Annotated in this window: 23 protein-coding genes; 14 read left to right on the top strand and 9 right to left on the bottom strand. The window is 65.9% G+C overall.

What is annotated here, in order from left to right; translation table 11 throughout:
* The first annotated feature begins 32 nt into the window (after nt 1-32).
* Nucleotides 33-932, top strand: a complete 900-nt coding sequence (locus H618_RS0108905) for a LysR family transcriptional regulator (protein WP_028694748.1) — start codon at nt 33-35, stop codon at nt 930-932.
* Between the two features lie 113 nt (nt 933-1,045).
* On the opposite strand, the gene H618_RS22085 is transcribed toward H618_RS0108905, so the two are convergent.
* Nucleotides 1,046-1,660: a dimethylsulfonioproprionate lyase family protein gene (locus tag H618_RS22085; protein WP_081673740.1), complete on the bottom strand. Its 615-nt coding sequence runs from the start codon at nt 1,658-1,660 to the stop codon at nt 1,046-1,048.
* A gap of 601 nt (nt 1,661-2,261) precedes the next feature.
* Here H618_RS22085 and mdcA point away from each other — a divergent pair.
* From mdcA to madM, 9 genes are read left to right on the top strand one after another with little or no spacing between them, the layout of a single operon-like run.
* Complete coding sequence (mdcA, locus tag H618_RS0108920) at nt 2,262-3,923, top strand: malonate decarboxylase subunit alpha (RefSeq protein ID WP_028694749.1); 1,662 nt, start codon at nt 2,262-2,264, stop codon at nt 3,921-3,923.
* On the top strand, nt 3,923-4,777 hold the full coding sequence (locus tag H618_RS0108925; protein ID WP_028694750.1) for a triphosphoribosyl-dephospho-CoA synthase: 855 nt from the start codon (nt 3,923-3,925) through the stop codon (nt 4,775-4,777). The genes mdcA and H618_RS0108925 overlap by 1 nt, the downstream gene beginning before the upstream one ends.
* A 2-nt stretch (nt 4,778-4,779) precedes the next feature.
* Nucleotides 4,780-5,079: a malonate decarboxylase subunit delta gene (locus H618_RS0108930; RefSeq protein ID WP_028694751.1), complete on the top strand. Its 300-nt coding sequence runs from the start codon at nt 4,780-4,782 to the stop codon at nt 5,077-5,079.
* Nucleotides 5,072-5,926, top strand: a complete 855-nt coding sequence (locus tag H618_RS0108935) for a biotin-independent malonate decarboxylase subunit beta (RefSeq protein WP_028694752.1) — start codon at nt 5,072-5,074, stop codon at nt 5,924-5,926. Before H618_RS0108930 ends, H618_RS0108935 begins: the two co-directional genes overlap by 8 nt.
* Nucleotides 5,923-6,705 carry a biotin-independent malonate decarboxylase subunit gamma gene (gene mdcE, locus H618_RS0108940; RefSeq protein ID WP_028694753.1) on the top strand — a complete coding sequence of 261 codons (783 nt, stop codon included), beginning with the start codon at nt 5,923-5,925 and terminating at the stop codon, nt 6,703-6,705. The genes H618_RS0108935 and mdcE overlap by 4 nt, the downstream gene beginning before the upstream one ends.
* Before the next feature lie 4 nt (nt 6,706-6,709).
* A complete protein-coding gene (locus tag H618_RS0108945; RefSeq protein ID WP_028694754.1) occupies nt 6,710-7,315 on the top strand; it encodes a malonate decarboxylase holo-ACP synthase in 606 nt (201 codons plus the stop codon).
* Entirely contained in the window at nt 7,312-8,238 is a 927-nt protein-coding gene (mdcH, locus tag H618_RS0108950) for a malonate decarboxylase subunit epsilon (RefSeq protein WP_028694755.1), read from the top strand. The genes H618_RS0108945 and mdcH overlap by 4 nt, the downstream gene beginning before the upstream one ends.
* A 59-nt stretch (nt 8,239-8,297) precedes the next feature.
* Nucleotides 8,298-8,753, top strand: coding sequence for a malonate transporter subunit MadL (gene madL / locus H618_RS0108955; protein WP_028694756.1), 456 nt, complete (start codon nt 8,298-8,300; stop codon nt 8,751-8,753).
* 1 nt (nt 8,754) lies between these two features.
* Nucleotides 8,755-9,516, top strand: coding sequence for a malonate transporter subunit MadM (madM, locus tag H618_RS0108960; RefSeq protein WP_028694757.1), 762 nt, complete (start codon nt 8,755-8,757; stop codon nt 9,514-9,516).
* A gap of 25 nt (nt 9,517-9,541) precedes the next feature.
* Here madM and H618_RS0108965 read toward each other — a convergent pair whose 3' ends face one another.
* The 8 genes from H618_RS0108965 to H618_RS0109000 all read right to left on the bottom strand — a co-directional run bounded on the left by H618_RS0108965 (nt 9,542) and on the right by H618_RS0109000 (nt 17,353).
* The gene (locus H618_RS0108965) at nt 9,542-10,474 is read right to left on the bottom strand and encodes a LysR family transcriptional regulator (RefSeq protein ID WP_028694758.1); all 933 of its coding nucleotides are present in this window, start codon (nt 10,472-10,474) and stop codon (nt 9,542-9,544) included.
* Between the two features lie 161 nt (nt 10,475-10,635).
* Nucleotides 10,636-11,529 carry a serine hydrolase domain-containing protein gene (locus tag H618_RS0108970; protein WP_028694759.1) on the bottom strand — a complete coding sequence of 298 codons (894 nt, stop codon included), beginning with the start codon at nt 11,527-11,529 and terminating at the stop codon, nt 10,636-10,638.
* Between the two features lie 480 nt (nt 11,530-12,009).
* A complete protein-coding gene (locus H618_RS0108975; RefSeq protein ID WP_028694760.1) occupies nt 12,010-12,258 on the bottom strand; it encodes a CsbD family protein in 249 nt (82 codons plus the stop codon).
* A gap of 158 nt (nt 12,259-12,416) precedes the next feature.
* A complete protein-coding gene (locus tag H618_RS0108980; RefSeq protein ID WP_028694761.1) occupies nt 12,417-12,737 on the bottom strand; it encodes a hypothetical protein in 321 nt (106 codons plus the stop codon).
* A gap of 54 nt (nt 12,738-12,791) precedes the next feature.
* Nucleotides 12,792-14,126 (bottom strand): MFS transporter, encoded by a 1,335-nt coding sequence (locus H618_RS0108985; RefSeq protein ID WP_028694762.1) that lies wholly within the window; start codon nt 14,124-14,126, stop codon nt 12,792-12,794.
* Between the two features lie 90 nt (nt 14,127-14,216).
* Nucleotides 14,217-15,152 carry a hydroxymethylglutaryl-CoA lyase gene (locus H618_RS0108990; RefSeq protein WP_028694763.1) on the bottom strand — a complete coding sequence of 312 codons (936 nt, stop codon included), beginning with the start codon at nt 15,150-15,152 and terminating at the stop codon, nt 14,217-14,219.
* The gene (locus H618_RS0108995) at nt 15,149-16,339 is read right to left on the bottom strand and encodes a CaiB/BaiF CoA transferase family protein (RefSeq protein ID WP_028694764.1); all 1,191 of its coding nucleotides are present in this window, start codon (nt 16,337-16,339) and stop codon (nt 15,149-15,151) included. Before H618_RS0108995 ends, H618_RS0108990 begins: the two co-directional genes overlap by 4 nt.
* A gap of 102 nt (nt 16,340-16,441) precedes the next feature.
* Complete coding sequence (locus tag H618_RS0109000; protein WP_028694765.1) at nt 16,442-17,353, bottom strand: LysR family transcriptional regulator; 912 nt, start codon at nt 17,351-17,353, stop codon at nt 16,442-16,444.
* Nucleotides 17,354-17,595: 242 nt separating this feature from the next.
* Between H618_RS0109000 and H618_RS0109005 the strand changes: the two genes are divergently transcribed.
* The 4 genes from H618_RS0109005 to H618_RS0109020 all read left to right on the top strand — a co-directional run bounded on the left by H618_RS0109005 (nt 17,596) and on the right by H618_RS0109020 (nt 22,400).
* Nucleotides 17,596-19,002, top strand: coding sequence for an NAD(P)/FAD-dependent oxidoreductase (locus H618_RS0109005; RefSeq protein ID WP_028694766.1), 1,407 nt, complete (start codon nt 17,596-17,598; stop codon nt 19,000-19,002).
* Between the two features lie 20 nt (nt 19,003-19,022).
* Nucleotides 19,023-19,370, top strand: a complete 348-nt coding sequence (locus H618_RS0109010; protein WP_028694767.1) for a cupin domain-containing protein — start codon at nt 19,023-19,025, stop codon at nt 19,368-19,370.
* A gap of 49 nt (nt 19,371-19,419) precedes the next feature.
* A complete protein-coding gene (locus H618_RS0109015; RefSeq protein ID WP_028694768.1) occupies nt 19,420-20,781 on the top strand; it encodes an MFS transporter in 1,362 nt (453 codons plus the stop codon).
* Between the two features lie 137 nt (nt 20,782-20,918).
* Complete coding sequence (locus tag H618_RS0109020) at nt 20,919-22,400, top strand: PucR family transcriptional regulator (RefSeq protein ID WP_028694769.1); 1,482 nt, start codon at nt 20,919-20,921, stop codon at nt 22,398-22,400.
* Nucleotides 22,401-22,595 lie beyond the last annotated feature (195 nt).

The following is a 22,595-nucleotide window of genomic DNA, read 5'->3' on the forward strand; positions in this document are numbered from 1 at the left end:
AATATTCGGTAGGTCTCGTTCGGAAAAACAGAATGAAGAATGCGTTGCAGCATATTCGTGCCTTCCTTGCCGTGGCGCAGACCGGCAACTTCACCAAGGCCGCCGCCCAGCTCAACCTCTCGCCCTCGGCGCTCACCGTGCAGGTGCAGCAGTTGGAGGAATGGCTGGGCGTCGCCCTGCTCGAACGCAGTCCGCGTCACCTGTGCCTGACCGCTGCCGGGCAGAACGCGCTGTTGCCCATGGAGAAGCTGCTGCTGGACCTGGACAACATCGTTGCAGCGGCCCGTGACCTGGCCGCCGCGCGGCGCGGTGTGGTCAGCATCGCCGCCTTGCCGTCGCTGTGCGCCGGGCTGCTGCCTGACGTGCTGCAGCGGTTCCGCGCGCTGCATCCTGGGGTCGAGGTACGCCTGCGTGACGTGGTCGCTCAGCGCATCGACCATCTGGTGCTGGAGCGTGAGGTGGATTTCGGCCTGGGTGTACAGGCGCGACCGGTTCAGGGCCTGGCATTCAAGACCATCGTCGAGGATCGTCTATGCCTGTTCACCGCCTGCGATCATCCCCTGGCGCAGCGACCGTCGGTGCGCCTGAGTGAGCTTGCCGCAATGCCCATGATCCTGACCGGACGCGACAGCAGCGTGCGCGCGCTGGTCGAGCGGCTGTTCGCCGACGAGCGCCTGCCCCTGGCGGCCGGGCTCGAAGCCAACTACATGTCCACGGTGCTGGCGCTGGTCAGGCAAGGGCAGGGCATTGCGCTGTTGCCTGAATCTGCCGACGAGGGGCGGCCCGAGGTGTGTAAAGTGCCGGTCGATCACCCTGGTGTGCTGCGCCAGATTGGTGTGATCACCCGCACCGAGCAGAGCATCTCGCCGCCTGCGGCCGAGTTCCTGCGAATGCTCGAGCATCATGTGCACGGCGCGCCGCCCGTGGTTTGACCACGATGCGAACGCTTGACCCAAGGCCCTTTGCGAACAGCCCCCAAGCAGTCAGCGCATGACGCGCATTCGCCACGCTTCGCAGTGCTTTGGCAGCATTCTGCTGAAGGCGCTCACTGCCCTGCAGGCCTGGCGTTGAACGCCTCCACCCCCGCACCGAACAGCAGCCACAGCGACAGATGCGGCTGTTCACCGGCGCGCATGCTGTGCAACCGATCCCCGGCGTTATGCACCAGGCCGCCGATGCCAGGCGCCCACCACGGCTCGCCCTCACGGCACCACTCACCGTCGCACAGCACGAGGTACAGCTCCTGCGGCGGATGGCGATGCACCGGGTAGCTGACCCCCGGCGCCATCAGCGTCAGCCCGAGCACCAGCCCGTCCACCGCAGCCAGCCCGCCCGGGCCGAGCAGGATGGCATTGCGATGCCCCTCGGCGAACGCCGGGTCGCGGCCATCGTCTGCGCGTTGGTACCAGCGAAGCGCGCTGAGCAGTTCGGCCACGGTCGCCACCAGCCTGTGCAGGTTGGCGTCAGCGGCGCTGGCGTTGGCGGCTGCCTGGGGGAAGTGCTGCTGGACCAGCGCGGGGAGGGCGCTGGGGGCTGGGGGTTGTGATTCATCCGGAGATTGGCCGAGGCGCTGGACCAGCGTCTGGTGCTCGCTGTGGTGGCTTAAGTGGCGGGCGATGAGCTCGAGCAAGCGGTGTAGCGGTGGGGGCTGTGTGGGCATGGGGTTGTCCGATGGGCGACATGTTCGGGTGCTGGAAATGTAGAGGTCCGAACGCCGGACGGCCAGTTCTGGAACCTGAGCAACCAGGTTCTTCGCGCGTCCCCAGTTTCGCCTGGCGGCGACCTACTTTTGTGGGCAAAAGTAGGCAAAACCCCATGCTCCACTAGCCGGCCCTGCACTGCGCTTCGCTCCGTTCCGGGTCCCCTGCGTTCCGGCACTCTTCGGGCCTGCGCGGGCAAGGGTTGCTGCGCAACCCTAACACCTCGCGTCCTCGGCTGCGCCTCGGGTGCGCTGCGCGCACGGCCCTACGAGCACCTCCACTCCGGCCGGCTACAGTCGCGGTCGGTGTCGCCTGTACGGGCTATGTACAAAAGCTGTGCTGCTACAAACCCTGTGGATGTGACAGGTCTGGCAGTCCGCTTGAGTCCGAGTGGGTGCAACGCGAATCTACAGATCTCGCATGTGGTGCACCTAGTTAGCGAATGTCCCGCGCTACGCAATCATTAACCTAACCGTAACGATCAATCCATCGCCTTGATTGATCGCATGCCCTCGACCCTCCTTAAATGACCCCCACGCAAGCGCATCCGTGGAGCCCAGAATGACAACAACATCCTCACCCCCCGCGCAGTGGTCACGCAGGCGCACCGAGAAGCAGCGGCGCCTGGAGCAGGTACGCAGCCTGGCCGATGGCGCAGTGCTGCCCAGCGAGCGCATCGTCGAAGCGCTGCAGCGCCTGATCGCCCCCGGCGACCGGGTGGTGCTGGAGGGCAATAACCAGAAGCAGGCCGACTTCCTTTCCCGCTCGCTGGCCAAGGCCGACCCTAACGTGCTGCACGACCTGCACATGATCATGCCCAGCGTCAGCCGCGCCGAGCACCTCGATCTGTTCGAGCACGGCATCGCGCGCAAGCTCGATTTCTCCTTCGCCGGGCCGCAGAGCCTGCGCATCGGCCAGTTACTCGAAGACGGGCTGCTGGAGGTCGGTGCGATCCACACCTACATCGAGCTGTATTCGCGCCTGCTGGTCGACCTGATCCCCAACGTCGCCCTGGTGGCCGGGTTCATGGCCGACCGCGAGGGCAACATCTACACCGGGCCGAGCACCGAAGACACCCCGGCGCTGGTCGAGCCCACCGCCTTCAGCGACGGCATCGTCATCGTCCAGGTCAACCAGCTGGTGGACGATGTGCGTGACCTGCCGCGGGTCGATATCCCGGCGTCCTGGGTGGATTTCGTGGTGGTCGCCGACCAGCCGTTCTACATCGAACCGCTGTTCACCCGCGACCCGCGGCACATCAAACCGGTGCATGTGCTGATGGCGATGATGGCGATTCGCGGCATCTACGAAAAACACAACGTGCAGTCGCTCAACCATGGCATCGGTTTCAACACCGCCGCCATCGAACTGATCCTGCCGACCTATGGCGAATCGCTCGGGCTCAAGGGCAAGATCTGCCGCAACTGGACCCTCAACCCCCACCCGACGCTGATCCCGGCCATCGAAACCGGCTGGGTGCAGAGCGTGCATTGCTTTGGTACCGAGCTGGGTATGGAGCACTACATTGCCCAGCGCCCGGACGTGTTCTTCACTGGCCGCGACGGCTCGATGCGCTCGAACCGCATGATGTGCCAACTGGCCGGGCAGTACGCCGTCGACCTGTTCATCGGCGCCACCTTGCAGGTCGATGGCGACGGCCACTCCTCGACCGTCACCCGTGGCCGCCTGGCCGGCTTCGGCGGCGCGCCGAACATGGGCCACGACCCACGCGGGCGGCGCCACGCGACCCCGGCCTGGCTCGACATGACCGAGCCGGTGACCCTGCTCGAACGCGGGCGCAAGCTTGTGGTGCAGATGGTGGAAACCTTCCAGGAGGGCGGCAAGCCGACCTTCGTGGAAACCCTCGATGCGGTCGAGGTGGCGAAGAAGGCCGGCATGCCGCTGGCGCCGATCATGATCTACGGCGACGACGTCACCCACCTGCTCACCGAGGAAGGCATCGCCTACCTGTACAAGGCGCGCACCGTGGAAGAGCGTCAGGCGATGATCGCCGCTGTGGCCGGGGTGACGGCCATCGGCCTGCGCCACGACCCCAAGGACACCGCACGCATGCGCCGCGAGGGGCTGATCGCGTTGCCCGAAGACCTCGGCATCCAGCGCACCCAGGCCTCGCGCAGTTTGCTCGCCGCCAAGAGCATCGCCGAGCTGGTCGAATGGTCCGGCGGCCTGTACGCGCCGCCTGCACGTTTCAGGAGCTGGTGATGACTGCACAGACCGAACATTGCACAGCGCCTTCGCTGGCTTATCGCCTGGCCGACCTAGCCGTCGAGGCGCTGATCGACGAAGCCGATCTATCGCCCAAGCCGGCGCTGGTCGACCGTCGCGGCAGTGGCGCGCACAGCGACCTCGACCTGCGTCTGATGCACGCCTCGGCGCTGTCGCTGTGGCCGTGCTTCAAGGACATGGCCGATGCCGCCCAGGCTTTCGGGGGCGTCGGCCAGCCGCTGCGCGAAGCGCTGGGGCGCATCGGCCGCGAAGGTGAGGCGGGCATGCTGGCGACCACCGGCGGGGTGAATACCCATCGCGGCGCGATCTGGGCGCTCGGCCTGCTGGTCGCCTCCCATGCCTTGGCGCCTGATGACCTCGAGCCGGCCAGCATCGCTGCACGGGCTGGACGCATCGCCCTGATCGACGACCGCTTCGCCCCGGCGCAAGCGCCCAGCCATGGCCAGCAGGTGCAGCGCCGCTACGGCGCACGCGGCGCGCGTGAAGAAGCCCAGTTGGGTTTTCCCTGCGTGGTGCTGCATGGCCTGCCGCAGTTGCGCCGCAGCCGCGCCGCAGGCAGCAGCGAAGCGTCGGCGCGGCTCGATGCGCTGCTGGCGATCATGGCCCGGCTGGACGACACCTGCGTGCTCTGGCGCGCTGGCCGGCAGGGGCTACAGACCATGCACCAGGGCGCCCAGGCGGTGCTCGCCGCAGGTGGCAGCGCGACCCTTACCGGGCGTCGCGCCCTGCGGGAACTGGACACCCACCTGCGCGCCTGCAATGCCTCGCCGGGCGGTGCGGCCGACCTGCTCGCCGCCTGCCTGTTCCTCGACCCCCTCGGGAGCCACTGATCATGGAAAGTCTGTCATTCACATTCCCTGCCGGCGCCGCGGCCAAGCGGCGGGCGCTGGTCGGCTGTGTCGGCTCGGGTGATCTCGAAGCCTTGCTCGAACCCGGTGAAGCCGGCGTGCTCACGGTCAAGGTGCTGACCTCGGTCAACGGCAGCGGTCCGCGCTGGGAGCAGTTGTTCCAGCGCCTGTTCAGCGGCCAGACCTGGCCGGCGCTGAGTATCGATATCCATGATTTCGGCGCCACCCCGGGCGTGGTCCGGCTGCGCCTGGAGCAAGGCCTTGAGGAGGTCAACCATGACTGATGTCGCGCAGTTGCTGCACAGCCGCAGCTTCGTCGAGCTCAGCGCCCGCGAACGGGCCAAAGGCCTGCTCGACGCCGGCAGTTTTCGTGAATTGCTCGACCCGTTCGAGCGGCTGATGTCGCCTTGGTTGCAGGCCCAGGGCATCGTGCCCCAGGCCGATGACGGCGTGGTCATCGCCAAGGGTACGTTCGATGGCCAGCCGCTGCTGGTGGCCGCCATCGAAGGGGTGTTCCAGGGCGGCAGCATGGGTGAGGTCGGCGGCGCGAAGATCGCCGGGGCGCTTGAGCTGGCCGTCGAAGACAACCGCAATGGCATCCCCACCGCCGCCGTCTTGCTGCTGGAAACCGGTGGCGTGCGCTTGCAGGAGGCCAACCTTGGGCTGGCCGCCATCGCCGAGATTCAGGCAGCGATCGTCGAGCTGCGCCAGTTCCGCCCGGTGATCGGCCTGGTCGCCGGGGCTGTGGGCTGCTTTGGCGGTATGTCCATTGCCGCCGGGCTGTGCAGCCGGCTGATCGTCACCCGTGAGGCGCGCCTGGGCCTGAACGGCCCGCAGGTCATCGAGCAGGAGGCCGGCATCGAGGAATACGACTCGCGTGATCGTCCCTTCATCTGGGGCCTCACTGGCGGCGAGCAGCGCTACGCCTGTGGCCTGGCCGATGCCTTCGTCGCCGATGATCTGCAGCAGATGCGTGACGCCCTGCGCGCGGCCCTGGCCGCAGGCGAGCCGGTGCAGCCGCGCAGCCGGCGTCATCAACAGATGCTCGGCCTGCTCGGTGGGCTGGGCGAGAACTGCCCACAACTGGACGCGGCGCAGACCCGCGCGCTGTACAAGGGGGTGTTGCAATGAGCCGTGGCTTGCAGTGGATTCACGCGCTGGCGCAGGGGCCTGAAGTGGCAGGGTTTCCCGCCTCGGTCAAGGTCATCGATGGCGAGCTGGACAATCGCCCGGCGCGTTTCATCGCCGTGGTGCCCGACCCGCACAATCCCTTCCCGCGGGCGCGCCAGGGTGAGGTCGGTGTGCTCGAAGGCTGGGGCCTGGCCAAGGCGGTCGAGCAGGCCATCGAAGCCGACAAGGGCGGACAACCTCGGGTGCTGGTCGCCGTGGTCGATGTGCCCAGCCAGGCTTATGGCCGCCGCGAAGAAGCGTTGGGCATCCATCAGGCCCTGGCCGGCGCGGTGGACGCTTATGCCCGTGCGCGCCTGGCCGGCCATCCGCTGATCGGCCTGCTGGTGGGCAAGGCGATGTCCGGGGCGTTCCTCGCCCACGGCTATCAGGCGCAACGGCTGATCGCCCTGGATGACCCGGGGGTGATGGTGCATGCCATGGGCAAGACAGCGGCGGCGCGCATTACCTTGCGCAGCGTCGAGGAACTCGAAGCGCTGGCGGCCAAGGTACCGCCCATGGCCTACGACCTGGCCAACTACGCCTCGCTGGGTTTGCTCTGGGAACGGCTGCCGGTGGCGGCCATCGAGCAGCCTGGCGAAGCCGATACGGCCAGCGTGCGCGAGGTGCTGACCCGCGCGCTGCGCGACATCGGCGACAGCCGCGACCTGCGCAGCCGGCTGGGGGCCAGCAACCGCGCACTGTCGAGCCAGGTGCGCGAGCGCCTGCGTGCGCAGTGGTAAGCCCATGAACGCCCACGACCTGCTGTGGGGCATGCGCCCTGAGCATTTGCCGGCCGAGGCCCCCGAGTGGGCGCGCCAGGTACTGCTGGCCAGGCGGCCGGTGGTGGTGCGCCGGGCGCAGGTGGCCAGCGGGTCGGTGGCGGTGGGCGTACGTGGGGCAGGGCGCAGCGAGCGCCTGGCGGCGCAACTGCCGCTGACGGCGGTTACCCGCAGGTGCCGGCCCGAGCAACTGCGCGTGGCGATGCAGCTCGACCTGCCGGCGCTGCGTGCATTACAGGCGCTGACCCCGCTGCTCGACGGCCTGGGCCTGCCCTGGGGGCCCACCGGCGGGGTGGGTTATCAGCTGGCCAGTGCCGTCACGGTGCTGCATGCGGGCAGCGACCTCGACCTGGTGCTGCGCACCCCGACGCCCTGGAGCCGCGCGCAGGCGCAGGCGCTGCTGCAGGCGCTCGCCAGCCAGCCGTGCCGCATCGACCTGCAACTGGAAACGCCCAACGGCGCCGTGGCCCTGGCCGATTGGGCGGGCGTGGCGCCGCGGGTGCTGCTCAAGCGTGCCGAGGGTGCGTGTCTGGTGCAAAACCCTTGGGCGGTGGAGGGCGTGCAGCCATGAGCATTCTGTTCGCCTTCCCCGGCCAAGGTGCGCAATACCCCGGCATGCTGCAGGCGGTGGGCGCTGCGCCCGTGGTCAAAGAGTGCCTGGAGCAGGCTTGCGATGTGCTCGGCCAATCGCTGACCAGCCTCGACACTCCCGAAGCGCTGACCGATACCCGTGCGGTGCAACTGTGCCTGCTGATCGCCGGCACCGCTCAGGCGCGGCTGTTGCTGCAAGACAACCCGCCGCCCGATTACGTCAGCGGTCTGTCGATCGGTGCTTACCCCGCTGCGGTGATCGCAGGCGTGCTGGACTATAGCGATGCGCTGCGCCTGGTGGCCCTGCGCGGCACGCTGATGCAGCAGGCCTACCCGCACGGCTACGGCATGACCGCGATCCTCGGCCTCGAGCGCAGCGCCGTGGAACGGTTGATAGCGCAGGCGACGCTGCCGGTGTTCCTCGCCAACATCAACGCAGGCAACCAGCACGTGATCGCCGGCAGCGATGACGCCATGGCCGCCTTCGCCAGCGCTGCGCGGGCGGCAGGGGCGGGCGCGGCCAAGCGCCTGGCGGTCAGCGTACCGTCGCATTGCGCGCTGCTCGAGGCGCCGGCCCGGACGCTGGCCGAGGCCTTCGCTGAAGTGACGCTGCGCCGCCCACGCATCGGTTACCTGAGCAGCACCCGCGCGCGCCAGCTGCACGACCCTGAAGCGCTGCGCGATGATCTCGCCTTCAATATGTGTCGCCCGGTCGAGTGGTACGCCACCTTATGCAACGCCCACGAACGCGGCGTGCGTCTGCTGCTGGAGTTGCCGCCCGGCAGCGTGCTCAGCGGCCTGGCCCGGCGCGTGTTCGAGAACGGCACCGTGGTCGCCTGCCAAGGCACCCGCCCCGATACCCTGGCAGCCCTGATCCGGCGGGAGGTGAACGCCACCCATTGATCCCCCGCATTTCGAAGAACAACAACAAGCAACTTCGACTGAAAACGAGGACAACGACAATGATTATCTATGGTGTGGCTTTACTGGCCCTGTGCACCCTCGCTGGGGTCATCCTCGGGGATTTCCTGGGCGTGCTGCTGGGGGTGAAATCCAACGTCGGCGGGGTGGGCATCGCCATGATCCTGCTGATCGTCGCCCGCCTGTACATGCAGCGTAATGGCGGCATGAGCAAGGAATGCGAGCTGGGCGTGGGCTTCTGGGGCGCGCTGTACATCCCCATCGTGGTGGCCATGGCGGCGCAGCAGAACGTAGTCACCGCCCTGCATGGCGGGCCGGTGGCTCTGGTGGCGGCAGTCGGCTCGGTGCTGCTGTGCGGCCTGACCATCGCGTTGATCAGCCGCACCCACCGCGGCGAGCCGCTCGAGCCACTGGAGCCAGCCGTGCTCGACGGCGAAGTGGCGGCCAACACCGCAGGCAAGGCCGCAGTCACGGCCAGCCCGGCAGGAGGGCGCTGACATGGAACTGATCCTTAATGCACTGGAGCACAACAGCCTGATCACCGCGTTCGCCGTGGTCGGTGCGGTGATGTGGATTTCCGTGGTGCTGTCCAAGCGCCTGACCTTCGGCCGGGTACACGGTTCGGCGATCGCCATCGTCATCGGCCTGGTGCTGGCCTGGGTCGGCGGCACCGTTACCGGCGGGCAGAAAGGCCTGGCCGACCTCACGCTGTTCTCAGGCATCGGGCTGATGGGCGGGGCGATGCTGCGCGATTTCGCCATCGTCGCCACCGCCTTCGAAGTGCAGGCCACCGAAGCGCGCAAGGCCGGCATGATCGGCGCCGTGGCGCTGCTGCTGGGCACCATCCTGCCGTTCATCGTTGGCGCCCTGGTGGCCTGGAGCTTCGGCTACCGCGATGCGGTGAGCATCACCACCATCGGTGCGGGCGCGGTGACCTACATCGTCGGGCCGATCACCGGCGCGGCGCTGGGCGCAAGCTCCGATGTCATGGCCCTGTCGATCGCCACCGGCTTGATCAAGGCGATTCTGGTGATGGTCTTCACCCCGGTCTCGGCTCGCCTGCTGGCGCTGGACAACCCGCGCTCGGCGATGGTCTTCGGCGGCCTGGCCGGCACCGTCAGCGGCGTGACTGCAGGGTTGGCGGCGACCGATCGGCGCCTGGTGCCGTATGGCGCACTGACCGCCACCTTCCACACCGGGCTGGGCTGCCTGCTCGGGCCTTCGCTGCTGTATTTCTGCGTGCGCGGCCTGGTCGGCTGAGCCGCCCACAGCGCTCGGCCCGGGGTCAGTCTGCCGGGCCGGACGCTTCGCGTTGCAGGCTGTACATGCGGCATTCGGCGACCAGCGCCAGCAGGTTCGGGTCGCGTTCACGGGTTTTCAGGAACAGCACGCCGATGTGCTGCTGCGAGCGATAACGCGCCTGCAACGGAATCAGGCGGATGCGGTTTTCATACACTGCCGAAATCCGCCCCGGCAGCAGTGCGTAGCCGACGCCTGAGCTGACCAGGCTGAGCAGGGTGAAAATATCATTCACCTGCATCGCCACGTTCGGCTCGAATCCGGCCTGCTCGAACACCCGCTCGCCATCACTGTGGGTGGCGAAGCCCTGGCTCAAGGTAATGAACGTGGCGCTGGCCAGATCCGCCAGATCGACCTCGGCCTGCTCGGCAAAGGGCGATTCGTTCGGCACGGCCAGGAAGATGTCGTCGGAGAACAGCGGCAACTGCTCGCAGGCCGGGTCGCAGGTGCTGTCGTTGAGCGACACCAGAATGGCGTCCAGTTCGAGGTTCTTCAGCCGGTACATGAGGTCGACGTTCGAGCCCAGGGTCAGGTCGATGTTCAGCTCGCTGCGCCGCAGCTTCAGGCCCATGATCAACTGCGGCACGGTCTTGACCGTCAACGAATACAGCGTGCCGAGCTTGAAACGCTCGGCGGAAAAGCCCGCCGCCTCACGGGTGGCGCGGACCATTTCGCTGGTGTCCTGGATCAGCTTGCGGGCTTTTTCTTCCAGCACATAGGCGCTTTCCAGCGGTATCAGCGTACGCCCCTGATGCTTGAACAGCGGGCAGCGCAGGGCATTTTCCAGCGAATGAATGGCCCGGTGCACGCTGACGCTGCTGGTGTTCAACGCACTGGCCGCACGCGCCAGGTTGCCGCTGTGCATGAAGGCCAGGAAGGTTTCGAGCTTCTTCAGGGTGAGCTCTTCGTCGATCTGCATGGCGTACCTGTTCGCAGCCGTGACGCGGGATGGGAATCGCTTGCGTCGGGAGGGGCAGACTAAGGGGTTTGTGGGTGGGTGGGCAAATGCTGAACATGGCTCGTTGAGCCTGAGCGTCTCCTTCGGACACCTGCGCTGCGAAAGCGCCGGCGCCAGTGCAGTCACCGACGATCACCGGTTCCAACAGCGGCCAGAAGGTGTTCCAGAACGTCTGCTTCAACCACCCCTTCGGCGCTGTCTGCCCTGAATGCAGCGCACGTTGCCGCTTGATTGCCAGCGCGATAATGAAACACCGCGATGACACCGCCAGGTCCGACCCCGGTGTGTCCAGCAAGCCTGTGTCCACATTTGCTTTCGCCGATCATCAACCCCAGCCCGTAACCCGGAGTTGCCCACGGCCTTCCCGGTAGTGGGGCGCCGAGTACGAATGCATCCTGCATGTCCCCGAGCAACCAACGAGGGAGAAGCATTCCGCCCAGCAATCGGTCCAGCAATGCAGCGGCCTCAGAGAGCGGCCCCACCAGCAGACCATGATAAACCCAGCCAGGATCATAGAACGCCAGGCCTTGCGGATAGACCTCAGCCAGGTCCTCCGGCGTTTTTGCCAGTCGGGCCTGTGTCAAACCCAGTGGCGACAACACCCGTTGGATCAGTGCTTGCTCAATACCTAGTCCCGTGACCCGCTCGATCAGTCGGGCAACGAGCATGTAGCCAACGTTCGAGTACCGCCAGCCGGTCCCTGGCGGGTAGCGCAACCTGTAACCGTCAAGGCGGTGCATCATTTCATCGGCTGACCATGGCGTCTGGCACTGGGCAACGGCTGCGTGGTACTCCGGCAGCTCGGAGTAGTCCGCAATTCCGGCCTGGTGTTTGAGCAGTTGACGGAGGGTGAAGTGACCTTCCTTAACCGGATCATCAAGCTGGATCAGTCCATCACGAACAAGAGAAAGCGCCGCTGCAGCCAGCACCGGCTTGGTGAAGCTCCACCACGGGACGACGATTCGTGACGGTTGCTCAGACAACGGTTCACCGTTCAACAGCGTGGAATAAAACATTCTGCGACATCCCTGTACTACGTCGGTTTGAAAGCCGCGAGGGTTTGGCACTAAATAACAGTGAGTCTTTCACGATCCAGTTGCCGTGCACACCCGCGTAGGGATCGAGCGCGCATTGCTTGAGCTGGCTGAGAAAACGGCAGCGTCTTGGTGAGCGTTCGAAACTCGCCCAGGTGCGCGCGCCGCCATGCGCAAAGTGCTCAGCTCTGGATCTGTTCGAGTGGGGTCTTGGCGTTGGTTGGTGACGCTTATCTCAGGTCGATGGCCGACCCGCACAGCGCGATGATGTGCAGAAGCGTTTCGGTGGGTAGGTCATGTGCGGGGCTGATCCATCGCGAGCACAGACGCATCGATCCATGAGCGACTTTGAAAGGGGGCGGTGACGTCAGCGGTGTACAAGTGCCCATGCTCCACGATCGAGTCCCGATCAGGAGCACGGGGTTAACGGCAGCGCGTCAGGCACGCGCCGTAGTGCTGGCCTCAACGGCGCAGCAGACGGCCCAGCACCAGCAGGGTGATGGCACCGATTGCGGCGGCGGCCACCGGCTTTTCCTTGACGAAGCTCGACACGCTGTCCAACGCATCGCCATAGGCCTGGGTCAGTTGCCCGGAGGCCTGACGGCCTTCACCTTCGGCTTGCAGCTTGCAGTCGCCGAACAGTTTGCCCACTGCGCTCTGCGCTTTGCCGGCCACTTTCTCTACAGTGCCTTCGACCTGTTCAGTTTTCATGATGATTGAACCTCTGTGCATGGATGGACGGCTCAGGGCTGGCCTGAGCGGGGAATAAGTTGCACAGGGTTAGGGCGGGGGAGGCGGGCGATGGTTCAACTTGTTTGCGCTGGCGAAGGCCAGCTTTTCAAGCGTGCGAGGTCGAGGGTAGAAGCGCTTTACTGCTTGCGCTTGCCGGCACCCGACCCTGGGGCGAGCTCATGGCGCTGTCGATAGGCTTGAATGTCCTCATCACTGACATCCTCGCGGTAGCACAGCGTGTCATAGCCGCCTGCCCGGCTGTAGGCGCTGCGTCGGCCGCAGCTGCTGCCGTTGCGGGCGCGGTTGTAGGGGCAGGCGCAGGGGCCGGGGTAGGCAGCGATGGATTGGTCGATGATGCGCTGCGCCACCTGATCGTTACTGACCGGACCTTGCAGGGCGATGGCGGGAGTTGCCAGTGCGGCCAGGAGTACAGCCAACGACAGCAGCGATGGTTTCATGGTGAGGTGCCGATGCAGGGGTTTTCTGTCTATCGGCACCTCACGTGAGACGCTTTAGCCGTTCTGAGCGATATCCTTGGTACGCAACCGCTCAGGCAGCGCCCAGTACAGCAGTGCCGCGGCGAACAGGCCGACGCCGCCGATCACATACAGCGCAGGCGTGGTGCTGCCGGTCATGTCACGGATGTAGCCGACCATCACCGGGCTGACGATGCCGCCGAACTGGCCCATGGTGTTGATCAGTGCGATACCGCCTGCAGCCCCTGCGCCGGCACCGGCCAGCAGTTTCGGCGGCAGTGCCCAGAACGCCGGGATCGAGGCGATCACCCCACCGCCCAGCAGGGCCAGCGAGGTCATCAACAGCCACACGTGCTGGGCGAACACCCCGGCGCTGAAGAAGCCCAGCGCACCGGCCACCACCAGGGCGCAGACGAACTTGCGCCGCTCGCCGCTGGCATCGGACAGCCGGCCGACGACGATCATGGTCAGCGCGCCGAAGATGTACGGCACGGCGGTCATGAAGCCGATCTCCAGGGGGTCTTCCACACCCGAGCTGCGAATCAGCTGCGGTGCCCAGAAGTTCAGGCCGTAGGAGGCCACCTGGATCAGGAAGTAGATCAGCCCGAGCAGCAGGAAACCGGGCAGGCGGATGGCGGCCAGCAGCGAGCCGTGGCTGTTGGCTTCGTGCCGGGCGATACGGCTGGAGAGAAAGCGCTTGTCATCGCTGCTCAGCCACGGCGCGTCGTCGATGCGGTCGTGGAGCATCTTCAGCACCAGCACACCGAGCAGCAGGCAGGGAATGCCGCCGACCAGGAACAGCCAGTGCCAGCCGCGCAGATCGAGCAGGCCATCCATGTGCCCCAGCACGAAGCCAGACACCGGCGCGCCGAGCAGGCCAGCGAAGGCCGAGGCCAGGAACAGCGTCGAGGTGATGCGCCCACGGTAGCTCTGTGGGAACCACAGGGTCAGGTAGTACAGCACGCCAGGGGCGAAACCGGCCTCCATCGCACCGATCACGAAGCGCAGCACATAGAACTGCCATTCGTGGGTGACGAACATCATCAGCGCGGTGGCGATGCCCCACGACATCATGATCCGCGCGATCCAGCGGCGCGCCCCGACCTTGTACAGCATCATGTTGCTCGGCACTTCGAACAGCACGTAACCGACCACGAACAGCCCCGCGCCCAGGCCATAGGCGGTGTCGCTCAGCGACAGGTCGGCCTGCAACTGAAACTTGGCGAAGCTGATGTTGATGCGGTCGAAGAAGGCGAACAGGTAGCAGACCATGATCAACGGCATCAGGCGCCAGGCGACCCGGCGCACGAGGGCTTTTTCTCTTGTTGAATCGTCGGTCAAATCGGTGGAAGCAGTCGCAGTCAGACTCATGTGCAATCTCCAGATCAGCCCATGTTCGAGCTTGATTGTTGTTGTGTTCTGGATGGTGCCGTTGGGCCGCGGCGGGGCGGCCCATACGGTTCAGGCGTCGAAGTTCGGCGCCGGGTGCAGGTCGCAGTTGCGCCCTGCCTTGACCACCTGCCCGGGCAGGTCGTGGCCGAGCAACGCGGGCAAGGTGCGGGAAAGCTCGAGCAGCAGGGGCAGGTCGATGCCGGTGTCGATGCCGACCTCGTCGCAGAGGTTGACCAGGTCTTCGCTGCAGATGTTGCCCGACGCCCCGGGTGCGAACGGGCAGCCGCCCAGCCCGCCGAGCGAGGCATCGAAGCGCCGCGCACCGGCCTCATAGGCCGCCAGTACGTTGCACAGGCCCAGGCCCCGGGTGTTGTGAAAATGCAGGGTCAACTGCGCTGCCGGCAGCCGTTCGAGCACGCGCCTGACCAGCCGCCCGACCTGGCGCGGGTTGGCCATGCCGGTGGTGTCGGCCAGGGAAATGCCCGTCATGCCCAGCTCGAGGTAGTGATCCACCAACTCGCACACGCGGTCTTCGCTGATGGCGCCTTCGAATGGGCAACCGAAGGCCGTCGCCACCGAACCGTTGAGGCTCAGGCGAGTTTCGCCCGCCACCGCGACCACCTCGCTGAATGCCTGCAGCGACTGCTCGCAGCTCATGCGCATGTTGGCGCGGTTGTGGGTCTGGCTGGCCGACATCACCAGGTTCAGCTCATCGGCACCCGCGGCGATAGCCCGTTGGGCGCCTTTGAGGTTGGGCACCAGGGCCACGTAGATCACCCCCGGCTGACGGGTCAGGCCCTGGAACACCGCCTCGCCGTCACGCAGCGCCGGAATGGCCTTGGGCGAGACGAACGAGCCGGCTTCGATACGGGAAAAACCGGCCAGGGACAGGCGATCGATCAGGGCGATCTTGTCGGCGGTCTCGACCCAGCGCGGCTCGATCTGCAAACCGTCGCGGGGCGAGACTTCCTGGACGATCAGGCGCTCGCTGTAATCACCGATCATTGCACCACCCCCGCAGCCTTGAGGCGCTCGATGGTCTCGGCGTCCAGGCCCAGCTCGGCCAGTACCGCGTCGGTGTGCTGGCCCAGTTGCGGACCCTGCCAGTTGACCTTGCCGGGGGTGTCCGAGAGCTTGGGCACGATGCCGGGCATCTTCACCTCGGCGCCGCCGGGCAGGGTGGTGTCGAGAATCATCTCGCGGGCCTGGTAGTGCGGGTCGGCGACGATGTCGGCAACCGAATAGATACGCCCGGCAGGCACTTCAGCCTGCTCCAGCTCGGCCAGTACCTGCTCGATCGAGTGGCTGCGGGTCCAGGCGCTGATGGCCTCGTCGAGCATCTGGCTTTGCGGGGCGCGACCGTCGTTGTGGCGCAGGTCCTCGCGCTCGGCCAGATCCGGCCGGCCGATTGCCCGCATCAGGCGGGTGAAGATCGGGTCGCTGTTACCCGCGATCACCACGAAGGCGTCGTCCTGGGTGGGGTAGGTGTTCGACGGCGCGATGCCCGGCAGGGCGCCGCCGGTGCGTTCGCGCACATGGCCGAGCATGGCGTATTCCGGCACCAGGCTTTCCATCACGTTGAACACACTTTCCACCAGCGAGACATCGACGATCTGCCCGTCGCCCTGGCCGGTCTTGACCCGCAGCACCGACATCAGCGCGCCGATCACCGCATGCATCGAGGCCAGCGAATCGCCCAGGCTGACGCCCACGCGGGCTGGTGGGCTGTCCGGGCTGCCGGTGGTGTAGCGGATGCCGCCCATGGCCTCGCCGATGGCGCCAAAACCCGGCCGATCACGGTAGGGGCCAGTCTGGCCGTAGCCGGAGATGCGCACCAGGGTCAGCTTGGGGTTCAGCGCGTGCAGCACATCCCAGCCCAGGCCGAGCTTTTCCAGGGCGCCGGGGCGCAGGTTCTCGATCAGCACGTCGGCGCTCTCGACCAACTGCTTGATGATGTCGATGCCTTCGGCCGATTTGAGGTTCAGCGCCAGAGACTGCTTGTTGCGCGATTGCAGGTACCACCACAGCGAGGTGCCCTCGTGCAGCTTGCGCCATTTGCGCAGGGGGTCGCCGCTGCCCATGGACTCGATCTTGATCACCTCTGCGCCGAATTCGGCCAGCAGGCGGGCGGCGAATGGCGCGGCGATCAGGGTGCCGATCTCGATGACCCGGAGTCCGGTCAATGCAGTCATGGGGTATGGCCTCAGTTTCTTGGAATTTCGGCCAATCCTAGTGATGCACCTGCGCGTGGGCTAATCGCCAATTTTCGACAGGCCTTCGTCAAACGCGAAGGCTCAGGGTTGATCGTGCAACAAATGCTCGTACAGCAGGCGACTGACCGGCGACAGCCCCTCGCGATTGCGCACCACCAACGACAGCGTGCGGCGCGCCCAGTCGTCGTCGATGCCCGCGGCGTACAGGCCCAGCGGCTTGCCGATCAGCTCGAAGGCCTTGCGCGGCAGCACGCCGATGCCAAGGTCGGCCTGGACCATGCGACACACACCGTCGAAACCGGGCACCTGAATGCGCTGCTTGAGTATCTTCCCCTCACTGCGCGCCGCCGCCTGGGTGCGCAGGTTGATGAAGCTGTCGGTATGCAGCCCCACCTGATCGAACTCCAGCGTTTCGCGAAACGGCACGTGAGAATGCGCGGCCAGCGGGTGATCCTGGCGCATGACCACCACCAGCTCATCGTGACGGTAGGGCACCGCCACCAGTTCACCGAGGTCGGTGTCGGCCGAGCAGATGCCAAGGTCCGCTGCCCCCTCGCCAACCCCCTTGACCACCCCGGCGCTGGGCCGCTCTTCAAGGTGCACCTTGACCTGCCCATGACTGGACATGAAACGCTGCAAGTCCTCAGGTAGAAATTCGATGATCGCCGAGATATTGGCCATCATCCGCACATGCCCCCGAATGCCCTCCAGATATTCGCCGACATCGATGCTGATCTTCTCAACATCCATGAGGATTTTCCGCGCATAGAACAGCAAGGTTTCCCCGGCTGCGGTCGGCTTCATGCCCTTGAGGTTGCGCTCGAACAAGGCAATGCCCAGCACCTGCTCGACCTCCTGCAAGCGCTTGCTCGCCGCCGACAGCGCAAGCATCTCCCGCTCGGCCGCCTTGGTCAGCGAGCCTTCTTCGTGGATCGAGACCAGCAGCTGCAGGGAGGTGAGGTCGAGTTTTTTTATGAGGTGGCGGTAGAGCATGGGGGGTGCCCGTGTTCGCAGTTGGAGAGGGTGGAGCGATTGTGGCGCAGTGGCGGGGTGGCTGGAAGTCGCAGTGCAGCCTGTCGCCACGCGGTACGGCCCCTGTGTGAACGAGCAATGACCTTGGGCGTCGCTTCGTTCGATGATATGAACGCCCGCCTGTGCATTCTTAACTTTGCTCGATACCTCACCGTCCGCCGGCACGGGACACTGTGGCAAAACAACACAGTGGAATCACTCCCATGCGCCTGGCCTCTTCGGCACCTCTGGCGCGTAGCTACTGGCTGCGCAGCCTCAAGGACTCTCTGCAACCCAGCCGTTCCCTGAGCGGCGAACAGCGCGCCGACGTGGCGATCATCGGCGGTGGCTTCGTCGGATTGTGGACCGCCTTGACCCTCAAGGAGCGCGACCCAAAGCTGGACGTGGTGATCGTCGAGCAGGACATCTGCGGCGGCGGCGCATCAGGGCGCAATGGTGGCTTCGTCATGTCGTGGTGGCCGAAGATCGGTTCCCTGCTGGGCTTCTGTGACCAGGCGCAAGCACTGTTTCTCGCCCATGCCGCCGAGCAGGCTATCGCCGAGCTGGGGGCGTTCTGCCAAGAGCACCGGATCGATGCCGACTTCGTGCGCAACGGCTGGCTGTGGACAGCCACCACACCTGCGCACATCGACAGCTGGAACGGCACGCTGGCGCTTTGTGAGCGGCTGGGCGTTGCACCGTTCGCACGCTGGACAGCCGATCAGGTAGCGGCCGCGACTGGCTCCGCGGTGCACTTGGCCGGCGTCTTCGAGGCCAGCAACGCCACGGTACAGCCCGGCGCACTGGTGCGCGGTATGCGCAGAGTGGCCGAGCAGGCTGGGGTGCGTATCTTCGAGCAGAGCGCCGTAACGCAGATCGACCCCGGCCGTCCCGTGCGCCTGCATTGCGCCAAGGGCCACCTCGATGCCGGCGCCGTGGTACTGGCGAGCAACGCCTGGGCGGCGAGCATCCCCGAGCTGGGCAAGCTGATCGTGCCGGTCAACAGCTCGATCGTGGTCACCGAACCGATCCCTGACGACCTGCGCACGCTGGGCTGGACCGGCCAGCAGTCGATCACCGATTCGCAACTGATGGTCGATTACTACCGCACCACCCGCGACGGGCGCATCGCCTTCGGCAAAGGCACCGGGGCGCTGGCCTATGGCTCGCGCATCGATCACACCTTCAGTCGTCATCAGCCCAGTATCGATCTGACCGCAGCAGACCTGCGCCGGACCTACCCCAGCCTTGCGCACAAGCAGATCACCGACGCCTGGTCCGGGCCGATCGACCGCACCTACGACAGCCTGCCGGTGTTCGGCACCCTGGCCGGCAGCGACAACATCCACTACGGCATCGGCTGGAGTGGCAACGGCGTCGGCCCAAGCCGCCTGGGCGGGCGCATCCTCGCCAGCCTGGCCCTGAATACGCCCGACCCGTGGAGCCAATGCGCCCTGGTCGGCCGTACCTGCAAGACCTTCCCCCCCGAGCCGCTGCGTTATCTGGGCGGCTCGCTGGTACGCAACGCCGTGATCCGCAAGGAACGTGCGGAAATCAGTGGTGAACAACCGCGTGCCCTCGACCGCCTGCTGGCCGGGCTTGCCCCGGCTGGTCTCGAAGACAAAGCCTGAATCCAGAGGAGCCAAACGACATGACCCCGATCCGCAAACGCCTGACTGCCGACAGCCAATTTTCACCGGCTGTGGCGGTGGCCCAACCCCTCGGCGATCAAGTGGCCCAGACCCGTCTGGCCCTGGATGAAGTGGTGGACGATCCACGCTTCGCCCTTGGCGTGTGGGAGTGCACACCCGGTACCTGGCGCCGTCAGGTCGTGCAGGCCGAATACAGCTACTTCATCAGCGGCAAAGGCGTATTCACCCCTGACGAGGGTGAAGCGATCAGTTTCCAGGCGGGCGATGCCCTGTACTTCGCGCCCAACACCACCGGTGTCTGGCAGATCGAGGAAACCGTCACCAAGCACTATTTCATCATCGGCTGACCCCAGCCCGTTGCGCCTTCCACAATTTCAATAAGAAAGGTTTGTTGTCATGAGCGTGTTCGATGTCATCGAAAATTCGCCCGTCTCCCGGTTCCACCGCAAACTCCTGCTTGCCTGCTGCGGTGGCCCATTTCTGGACGGCTATATCCTCAGCCTGATCGGCATCGCGCTGGTCGGCTTCGCCCAGGATATTTCCGCCACCCCGGTGCAAACCGGCCTGATCGGCGCGGCTTCGTTGCTGGGCATCTTCTTCGGCGCCACGGTGTTCGGTGCGCTGACCGACCGCATCGGTCGGGAAACCATGTACGCGCTGGACCTGACGGTGCTGATCATCGCCTGCGGACTGAGCGCATTCGTCACCGATGCCTGGCAGCTGATTCTGCTGCGCTTCGTCATCGGCCTGGCCGTGGGCGCCGATTATCCAATCGCCACCTCGTTGCTGACCGAGTTCACCCCATCCAAGCGTCGCGGCTTCATGATCGGTCTGTCCGGGCTGGCCTGGTCGGTGGGGGCAATGACCGCCTTCGTGGTCGGCTACCTGGTGGTCAACTTCAGCGGTGACCACTCGCTCTGGCGCTGGATGCTGTTCAGCGGCGCGGTGGTGGGTCTGATCGTGGTGATTCTGCGTCGCGGTATTCCCGAATCGCCGCGGTGGCTGGCCAGCAAGGGCCGTGTGCAGGAGGCCGAGGCGGTGATTCTGCAGGTGTATGGCCAGGCCGTGAAGATCACCCAGCAGGACATCGACCAGCTCAACGATGGCGGTCGCCAACGTTCGATGCTGGCTGATCTGAAGATGATCGCCTCGGGCGGCTACCTCAAGCGCACCATCATGTGCGGCGTGCTGTACTTCGCCCAGATCACCCCGCAGTACGTGCTGTACACCTTCGGCGGCCTGATTCTGGTCTCGGCCGGCATCCATGGCGTGAACGCCTCGACCCTGGGCGAGCTGTTGATCGCCACGCTGTTCGCGGTCGGGGTGCTGCCTGCGCTGAAACTGGTGGAGTCCTGGGGTCGCCGGCCAATGGTGCTGGTGCCGTTCGCGCTGATGGCTTTGCCCCTGTTCGCCCTGGGTCTGTGGGCAGACGCTCCGGCCTGGTTCATCATCGCCGCGTTCGCCTTCTATGCCTTCGTTTCCGGCGGGCCGAGCATCCTCGAATGGATCTATCCCAACGAGCTGTTCCCCACCTCGGTGCGCGCCACCGCAGTCGGTGTGGCCGTAGGCTTCAGCCGCATCGGTGCGGCGACCGGCACCTACCTGATGCCGATCGGTATCGAGTCGATCGGTTTGCAGGCGACCTTGATGATCGGCGCCGGGGTCACCCTGCTGGCGTTCTTCGTCTGCCTGGCCTGGGCGCCGGAAACCAAAGGCAAGTCGCTGCAGGAATCGGCCTCACTGGGCGCGACGGGCTGAGCGGCGCCTGGCCCTCGGTCATGCTCGACGTTGCGTAGCGCTGACTGCTAGGGTTGCGGCGCAGCTCACGGCGTTGGTGGCAATCGGCTACCAGCGCCTTTACGCGTTTTCGCCTCTTCATTCTGGCAGTGCGTCCCATGTCATTGAGCATTCAGGACATCATCGACAACCTCTCGCTGCGTAGCCGCCTGTTGACCGGCGCAGCGGGCACACCACGCGCCTTGCGCTGGGCCCACGTCTGCGAGCTGCCCGACCCCAGCGAATGGCTGGGCGAGGGCGATCTGTTGATGACCACCGGCATCGGCATCCCGCGCGAGGCAGCGGCGCAGCGTGCGTATATAGGCCGCCTGGTCGAGGCCAAGGTCAGCGGCCTGATGATCGGTGAGAACATGCAGGCACCGGGCGATCTCTCCGCCTTGCAAGCGCAGGCCGAGCAGCTGGGCTTTCCTGTGCTGATCACCCATTACTCCGTGCCGTTCTCGGCGGTCACCAAAGCCATTCTCGACGCCCGCCAGCACACCGAGGATCAGCGCCGCCGCGCTGTCGTGCGGCTGTATGAAAGCGCCCGCATCGGCCTGCGTCATCTGGGCTTGCCGGGGCTGCTGCAGCGCTTGTCGGCAGATGTCGGCGGCGAGTTGTACTTGTTCGACACACGCAGCCTGGGCGTCTGGCACGAAGGCCTGGCGGCGTTGCCCGCGCGCTGGAGTGAGGTGCTCAAGGCCCGCGTGCGGGCGAACTATGACCTGGCGCGCTGTCACGACGGCGACCACGAAGCGTTCGTCATGGCGCTGCCGGCGATGCCGGAATGCGCGATTCTTGCCACCGGTGGGCAACTGCTCGACTACGGCATCCTGCATCACATCGCCTCGGTGCTCGCCATCGAGCTGGAGCGCCTGCAGAGCGAGCACGAGCGCATGCTGCGCCTGGGCTCCGAGCTGCTCGACGACCTGCTCAACATGCGCCTGAGCGAGCGCGCGGCCAGTGCTCGCCTGCAACAACTGAACTGTGCGCCGCACACCGCCCATCTGCTGGTGGCGCGACTCGACCACGCCGCACCGAAAGACTGGCAACTGCAACTGAGCCGGCAGAGCACCCGGGTGCTGGCCCGGCAAGTGGGCGATGAGCTGGTGATCCTGCTCGACGAACCTGAGTCGTACGCACCCTTGCAGGCCCTGCTTGACTGCCACCTGGGCATTAGCGCCGTGCTCGGCGCCGGGTTGCGCGTACCCGAAGCCCTGCGCGAAGCGCGGCTGGCGGTGGCCCACGCAACGCCAGAACGGCGGGTGGTGGACTACGCCAACGCTCTGGAAGAAACCTTCTGGCTGCCGGCCGACCTGGAGCAGGCCCAGCGCACCTACCGCCGCGTGCTCGGCAGCCTGGCCGACTACGACGCGCACAACGGCAGCCAGTTGATCCACACGCTGCGGGTGTTCCTGCAACACAACCGCTCATGGCAGAAATCGGCGTTGCTGCTCAATGTGCACAAGCAGACCTTGGTCTACCGGGTTCGCCGCATCGAAGAAATCACCGGCCGTTCGCTCGACGACACCGAAGGGGTGGTGGCGCTGTGGATTGCCCTGCGCTCGATGGACATCGCCATCGGTCTGCGGCCTGATTGAAGGCCGCGACTGGCCGCTTCAGGTCACACGCCCAGGGGTTCATCGTTTCGTATGAGCGCGCCCCGCCGATTTGTCGCAACGGCTGATTGCAGCGGCGCAGGCCGCCCTCTAAAAACCTCTGTAGGTGCCCGACGAAGCTGCTCGAGCAGTGCAGGTGCCGCATCGTCTTCGATAATCGATGTTCCGCAGAGGCCA

The sequence above is a fragment of the Pseudomonas cremoricolorata DSM 17059 = NBRC 16634 genome, from assembly GCF_000425745.1.
Taxonomy (GTDB): Bacteria; Pseudomonadota; Gammaproteobacteria; order Pseudomonadales; family Pseudomonadaceae; genus Aquipseudomonas; species Aquipseudomonas cremoricolorata.

Excerpts from the sequence above, each read along its gene's own strand:
- H618_RS0108905 (WP_028694748.1), top strand. The coding sequence starts at position 33 with ATGAAGAATGCGTTGCAGCATATTCGTGCCTTCCTTGCCGTGGCGCAG.
- H618_RS22085 (WP_081673740.1), bottom strand. The coding sequence starts at position 1,660 with ATGCCCACACAGCCCCCACCGCTACACCGCTTGCTCGAGCTCATCGCC.
- mdcA (WP_028694749.1), top strand. The coding sequence starts at position 2,262 with ATGACAACAACATCCTCACCCCCCGCGCAGTGGTCACGCAGGCGCACC.
- H618_RS0108925 (WP_028694750.1), top strand. The coding sequence starts at position 3,923 with ATGACTGCACAGACCGAACATTGCACAGCGCCTTCGCTGGCTTATCGC.
- H618_RS0108930 (WP_028694751.1), top strand. The coding sequence starts at position 4,780 with ATGGAAAGTCTGTCATTCACATTCCCTGCCGGCGCCGCGGCCAAGCGG.
- H618_RS0108935 (WP_028694752.1), top strand. The coding sequence starts at position 5,072 with ATGACTGATGTCGCGCAGTTGCTGCACAGCCGCAGCTTCGTCGAGCTC.
- mdcE (WP_028694753.1), top strand. The coding sequence starts at position 5,923 with ATGAGCCGTGGCTTGCAGTGGATTCACGCGCTGGCGCAGGGGCCTGAA.
- H618_RS0108945 (WP_028694754.1), top strand. The coding sequence starts at position 6,710 with ATGAACGCCCACGACCTGCTGTGGGGCATGCGCCCTGAGCATTTGCCG.
- mdcH (WP_028694755.1), top strand. The coding sequence starts at position 7,312 with ATGAGCATTCTGTTCGCCTTCCCCGGCCAAGGTGCGCAATACCCCGGC.
- madL (WP_028694756.1), top strand. The coding sequence starts at position 8,298 with ATGATTATCTATGGTGTGGCTTTACTGGCCCTGTGCACCCTCGCTGGG.
- madM (WP_028694757.1), top strand. The coding sequence starts at position 8,755 with ATGGAACTGATCCTTAATGCACTGGAGCACAACAGCCTGATCACCGCG.
- H618_RS0108965 (WP_028694758.1), bottom strand. The coding sequence starts at position 10,474 with ATGCAGATCGACGAAGAGCTCACCCTGAAGAAGCTCGAAACCTTCCTG.
- H618_RS0108970 (WP_028694759.1), bottom strand. The coding sequence starts at position 11,529 with ATGTTTTATTCCACGCTGTTGAACGGTGAACCGTTGTCTGAGCAACCG.
- H618_RS0108975 (WP_028694760.1), bottom strand. The coding sequence starts at position 12,258 with ATGAAAACTGAACAGGTCGAAGGCACTGTAGAGAAAGTGGCCGGCAAA.
- H618_RS0108980 (WP_028694761.1), bottom strand. The coding sequence starts at position 12,737 with ATGAAACCATCGCTGCTGTCGTTGGCTGTACTCCTGGCCGCACTGGCA.
- H618_RS0108985 (WP_028694762.1), bottom strand. The coding sequence starts at position 14,126 with ATGAGTCTGACTGCGACTGCTTCCACCGATTTGACCGACGATTCAACA.
- H618_RS0108990 (WP_028694763.1), bottom strand. The coding sequence starts at position 15,152 with ATGATCGGTGATTACAGCGAGCGCCTGATCGTCCAGGAAGTCTCGCCC.
- H618_RS0108995 (WP_028694764.1), bottom strand. The coding sequence starts at position 16,339 with ATGACTGCATTGACCGGACTCCGGGTCATCGAGATCGGCACCCTGATC.
- H618_RS0109000 (WP_028694765.1), bottom strand. The coding sequence starts at position 17,353 with ATGCTCTACCGCCACCTCATAAAAAAACTCGACCTCACCTCCCTGCAG.
- H618_RS0109005 (WP_028694766.1), top strand. The coding sequence starts at position 17,596 with ATGCGCCTGGCCTCTTCGGCACCTCTGGCGCGTAGCTACTGGCTGCGC.
- H618_RS0109010 (WP_028694767.1), top strand. The coding sequence starts at position 19,023 with ATGACCCCGATCCGCAAACGCCTGACTGCCGACAGCCAATTTTCACCG.
- H618_RS0109015 (WP_028694768.1), top strand. The coding sequence starts at position 19,420 with ATGAGCGTGTTCGATGTCATCGAAAATTCGCCCGTCTCCCGGTTCCAC.
- H618_RS0109020 (WP_028694769.1), top strand. The coding sequence starts at position 20,919 with ATGTCATTGAGCATTCAGGACATCATCGACAACCTCTCGCTGCGTAGC.